A 4,309-nucleotide genomic window follows, 5' to 3' on the forward strand; every position below is an offset into this window, starting at 1 on the left:
CCCCACACCTGGCCGCCCCTGAACCCTGATCCCCAGCGCCCTGTCGTCCCAGCCTGGCTGGGACGCCCGGATGATCCCCCGGGCAATTACCGGCTCCGGATCGGCCTCAGCGACGATGTCCCAGGCGCAGGCCTCGACGTCGACGTCCTGAAGAGACGGGCGGTTCGCGAGGATCCCCGACCCGAGCTCGACGGAGCGCCACCCCACTGCTCGCTGCCGCCCGGCGACGGTCAGCTCAGGCGTTCCCCACCCCGCCGCGACCGCCGTCGCACCGCGCAGGCTCGGGCACGGTGGCCGCCGTCGCCGAGCTGGCCGCTCGCCACGCCTTCCGGCGCCCAGACGGATCGGGATGGCCCACAACCACCCGTGGACCCGTAGTGCCTCACGCCAGTTCCGCGCCGAGCCCTTCCTTCACCCCAGCGACCCGCCCGAAAGGAGCAACCACACAGTGAACAACTCCCTCCCCCCGCCGAGGAACCGCCGCGCGGCCGTGTGCCAGCGGCACCTGCTTACTGCTCTCGGCCCCGGCGACCACGACATCGTCGTCTCAGTCCTACCCACCCCCGTCGCGGCGCATATGACAGCTGTTGTCTCCCCGGACGGGAACCGCTGGTACGAAGCGTTCGACGCGGTCATGCTCTGCCTGACCCTGGAGATCGCGTTCGGACCCCACGAGGGTGGCGGCCTCATCACGCGCACGCTCCCGCTCGGAGGACACCGGGAGACGGTACGCGGGTGAGCGATAGCGGACGGCTGGCTGCATCCCCTCACCGCACGGTCCGTACGGAAGGCGTACACCACTGACCCGTGCACCGGCGCCCCAGTCCCGCCCGAGGCCCACGTGGATTACCGCCCGGGCCTGCCGATCCCTCCGTTCACCGGATGACATCCCGTGCGCCCAGCAGCGGCCCACCGGGGCGCTGCACTCCTGCCAAGACGGACGAGAAGACGAGAGGAGGGAGACGACGGGCTGAAGAACATCGCCTCCAAGCGGCTGATCCACAACCGGCGGCCGGGCGGTTCTCCTCCGCTCCGGCCGTTCCCCTTCCCCATCCCCTTCGGGGATCCCGTTCCAGGCAATGACCTCGAAAGGACGAAACATGACCAGCTCTCAGCACACGGCCGAGTACCTGCTCATCCAGGCACTGGCTCGGGAAGGAATCACAGGCACCCCGGACAGCACCGCCTCGAACCCTTACGTCCGGATCGACGTCGGTGACGGAGCCGCGATCTGGGTGAGCGGCACCGGTTGGCACGAGAACGAGACCGAGTACCCGCCTACCGAGCACGACGGCTGGCTGGCCTGCCACTACCCCGACCCGGAGAACGACACCGGGGACTTCACCGTGATCCACAACGGAAGCGGGACAACCGACTTCGCAGTGGACACGGCGGCTGTCGTCGCGGCGATCCGCCCCTACCTGCCTGCCGCCGACCACTGACCCCAGCCCTCGTCGGACCCCAGCCGACACACCCCCTGACGCGGAACGCGAGGCACGGCAGCGGGCATGGGGCACGGGGAGGGCTTTGCGGTCCGCGACCCCTCTTCCGGCCCCCCGGTCCCACCCGGCCTGCCCGCCGGGCGTTCACTCCGAAGAGAGGGTGACGCGCATCGGCGACGTGGTCTCTGAAAGAGCCGGAAACCTGCACCCCTCCTTCCTCCTCGAACGCGCACCGCGTGCCGGCGTGGACGTCTTCGGCTGCTGAGTGCGGCAGACTGCCGGTGTGCTTTAAGGAGGCCCCCGGTGAAAGTCGACTTGCAGAAGGCTGTGGAGACCGCCCAGGAGTTGCTCGACGCGCTCAAGGAACTGGACGGCGCGGAACCCGATGACGGGCCGGCCAGGAAGGCTCGCCAGCAGCGGGCAGAGATTACGCGCACACTGCTGTACCTGGCGCACCTCGGGGATCGGACCCGAGTGGAGATCATGGACACCTACCACGCCTACAAGAGCCAGGACATGCGGTCAGGAGGTGAACCCGGAAGTGAATGAGGCCGCGCTCTCGCTGCTCGACGACGTCGTCGGCCGACTGGAGCAGGCCATCAGAGCCCGCGATTGCCCTGCCATCGCCATCGTGCAGGGCGAGCGAAAACTCACCCTCTCCGACTACGACTACCTGCGTGACCAGCAGACTGCCGCCGCGTTTGAACGCCGAGTCGCTGAGCACGCTCGCCGCATCCACGCGGGCCGGTGGGTCTTCGCCGTTCCACAGGTCTGGCTCCAAATACCGGAAGCGATCGTCTCGCGGGCCGTCTCCAACCACCCGCTGCGCGAGGGCGAGCAGGAAGCCATCACCTGGACCGCCTTCGACATCGATGATGGTGTGGACTACGGCCTGGTGCCCTACACTCGCCGCCCCAATGGCGAACCCGTCTTCGACGACCCCGAGGTCTTCACCATCGATGTCACCCCCGGCGAGCGGGCGCCCGGCTGGACCCTGCTGCGCACGATGCTCGGCGACGACAACGACCGCACGCCCGGCACCTGACGCCCGGCGCACGGCACGCCGTGGTGAAACTCGGAACGACCGGCTCGCCCGTGTGGGGATCCGGCCGACAGCACGGGGCCGTTCGGCATCGGACCACCAGATGCCGACGGCCACACAATTCCCCACCCAGACGTGCGATCCGGTGCACGGTGGGCGGACATGACCGCCAGGATGGCGCAGGAACCGGGCGCCAGAGTGCCAGCTTCGTCTGCCTGCAGGCTGCGGTGACGATGGCCCCTGATCACTGCTCCGACGAGACCGCTTTTCGCCTCCCGCGTCCGGCGTTCCCACCCCGGATTGCCAACGGCGAAGGCATCCTTGGTCCATGAACGTCCTCAGCCCTGTACGACTGCTCGCCGCACACGTCAGGACCAGCCTCGGCGACGGCCCGTTCCCCCCGCCTGGCGGCTGGACACACATGGGTGCCGTGATCTGTGACGCCAGCTTCCAGGCGCGCCGCAAGTACGAGCTGACGATTCGGCCGCGGATTCTCCGGCTCCACTCCGCATGGCCCGACGCTGTAACCGTCCGAGGCTTCAAAGCTCGACTGGCAACGGAAGACCTCGCCACCGCCATGGACTTCAACAGCCCCCGCAGGGTCGCGACAGCCCACGGAGTGACCGATCTGCTGGCCTCGAACGGAGTCGATACCCGCGACGACCTCCACGCATGGCTCGGCCACCAGGCCAACCGCGGTGCACTGCGGGCGGTAAGGGGCGTCGGGCCGAAGACTGTTGACTACATCGGGAACCTTGTCGGGCGATCGCAGGTGGCGGTGGACGTGCACCTGTGCGCTTTCGCTGCAGACGCCGGTGTCTCGGTCCTTGGGTACGAGGAACTGCGAGGCGTGTACGAGGCGACCGCCACCGTTCTCGGGCATGAGCCTGGCGGATTGGAGCACGCAGTCTGGCGGTTCAAGTCGCAGGCCAGGTAGTCCATCAACCCGCAGAACCGCTACGCAGGGGCGGTTCATCCACCAGTGCCCTCGCCATCCGCACGGTCAATACGTGTCCCACCAGCCCGACTAGTTTGAGGAAGAGATCGAGTAGCGTGCTCCCGGGCTGCTGCCTGACGGTCAGCTCCCCGAATCGACGCAGATGGCTTCGGCATGCAGCGTCTGCGGCTCGGTGCCGGTGTTCCGGGCGGCGACGCCCCAGCCAGTCTGGTTGGTGCTGACGAAGCCGCCGCCGGACGTCAGGACCTCCCATGAGTCATCCTCTTCTTCGGTGACGAAACCACCTCCTGTCGCAGTCTTTCCCACGGGACACACCGCGACGACCTCCCCCACAGCCCCGGGCTCGACCTCGACGGAGGTCAGGACCGGCTCGAAGCCCGTGACAGCGTGCACGCCGCTTGCCGCCACTCCGAGCACTGCGGCAGCAGCCGTGCACACTGTGGCCATTCTCCGGATAAGCCTCACGCGATCACCTTTCCGTTCACGTTCCGAGTGGTTTCGGCGACGCGGACAGCATCAGAGACACGCGCGCCCAAGTGCGGGCGCGACACGACGAGGCGCCTCAGGCTTCCCCCGTTAAGCCGCCACCACGCCCGCTGGTCAGGCCCGGAGTGCTTCACGCCGGCGGCGCCTACGACGCCCGTAGGCGGGTCCCCACCCCTCGCGGCAAAGCCCTCCTGCGCGTGCTCGACAAGCCACACGTCCGCGAACCCATGCATCAAGCCCTGGGCCCCACCAAGCTGCGTGGGAGCGGTTCGTGATTGCCCGTGAGACGGTCGGGCAGGTCCTCGCGGAGCCGCGTCGCAGCGAGCAGGCGCCGGTGGCCGCGCCCGGTCAGCGGCCGCGACCGGGCGCTGGGGCGGTGCC

6 protein-coding genes are annotated in these 4,309 nt (G+C 68.7%); 5 read left to right on the forward strand and 1 reads right to left on the reverse strand.

Annotated elements, in window-relative coordinates:
• The first annotated feature begins 448 nt into the window (after nucleotides 1–448).
• The 5 genes from ADY01_RS33475 (at nucleotide 449) to ADY01_RS33495 (ending at nucleotide 3,421) form a co-directional block, all read left to right on the forward strand.
• A complete protein-coding gene (locus ADY01_RS33475) occupies nucleotides 449–739 on the forward strand; it encodes a hypothetical protein (protein WP_159001587.1) in 291 nt (96 codons plus the stop codon).
• A gap of 361 nt (nucleotides 740–1,100) precedes the next feature.
• Nucleotides 1,101–1,442, forward strand: coding sequence for a hypothetical protein (locus tag ADY01_RS33480; RefSeq protein ID WP_049580523.1), 342 nt, complete (start codon nucleotides 1,101–1,103; stop codon nucleotides 1,440–1,442).
• Nucleotides 1,443–1,745: 303 nt separating this feature from the next.
• The gene (locus ADY01_RS33485) at nucleotides 1,746–1,991 is read left to right on the forward strand and encodes a hypothetical protein (RefSeq protein ID WP_049580524.1); all 246 of its coding nucleotides are present in this window, start codon (nucleotides 1,746–1,748) and stop codon (nucleotides 1,989–1,991) included.
• On the forward strand, nucleotides 1,972–2,487 hold the full coding sequence (locus tag ADY01_RS33490) for a hypothetical protein (protein ID WP_199826373.1): 516 nt from the start codon (nucleotides 1,972–1,974) through the stop codon (nucleotides 2,485–2,487). Before ADY01_RS33485 ends, ADY01_RS33490 begins: the two co-directional genes overlap by 20 nt.
• A 325-nt stretch (nucleotides 2,488–2,812) precedes the next feature.
• Complete coding sequence (locus tag ADY01_RS33495) at nucleotides 2,813–3,421, forward strand: hypothetical protein (RefSeq protein WP_049580526.1); 609 nt, start codon at nucleotides 2,813–2,815, stop codon at nucleotides 3,419–3,421.
• Between the two features lie 141 nt (nucleotides 3,422–3,562).
• Here ADY01_RS33495 and ADY01_RS33500 read toward each other — a convergent pair whose 3' ends face one another.
• Nucleotides 3,563–3,907, reverse strand: coding sequence for a hypothetical protein (locus tag ADY01_RS33500; RefSeq protein WP_159001589.1), 345 nt, complete (start codon nucleotides 3,905–3,907; stop codon nucleotides 3,563–3,565).
• Between the last annotated feature and the right edge of the window lie 402 nt (nucleotides 3,908–4,309).

Origin of the sequence: Streptomyces sp. SBT349, from assembly GCF_001083795.1 — a bacterium.
Lineage (GTDB): Bacteria > Actinomycetota > Actinomycetes > Streptomycetales > Streptomycetaceae > Streptomyces.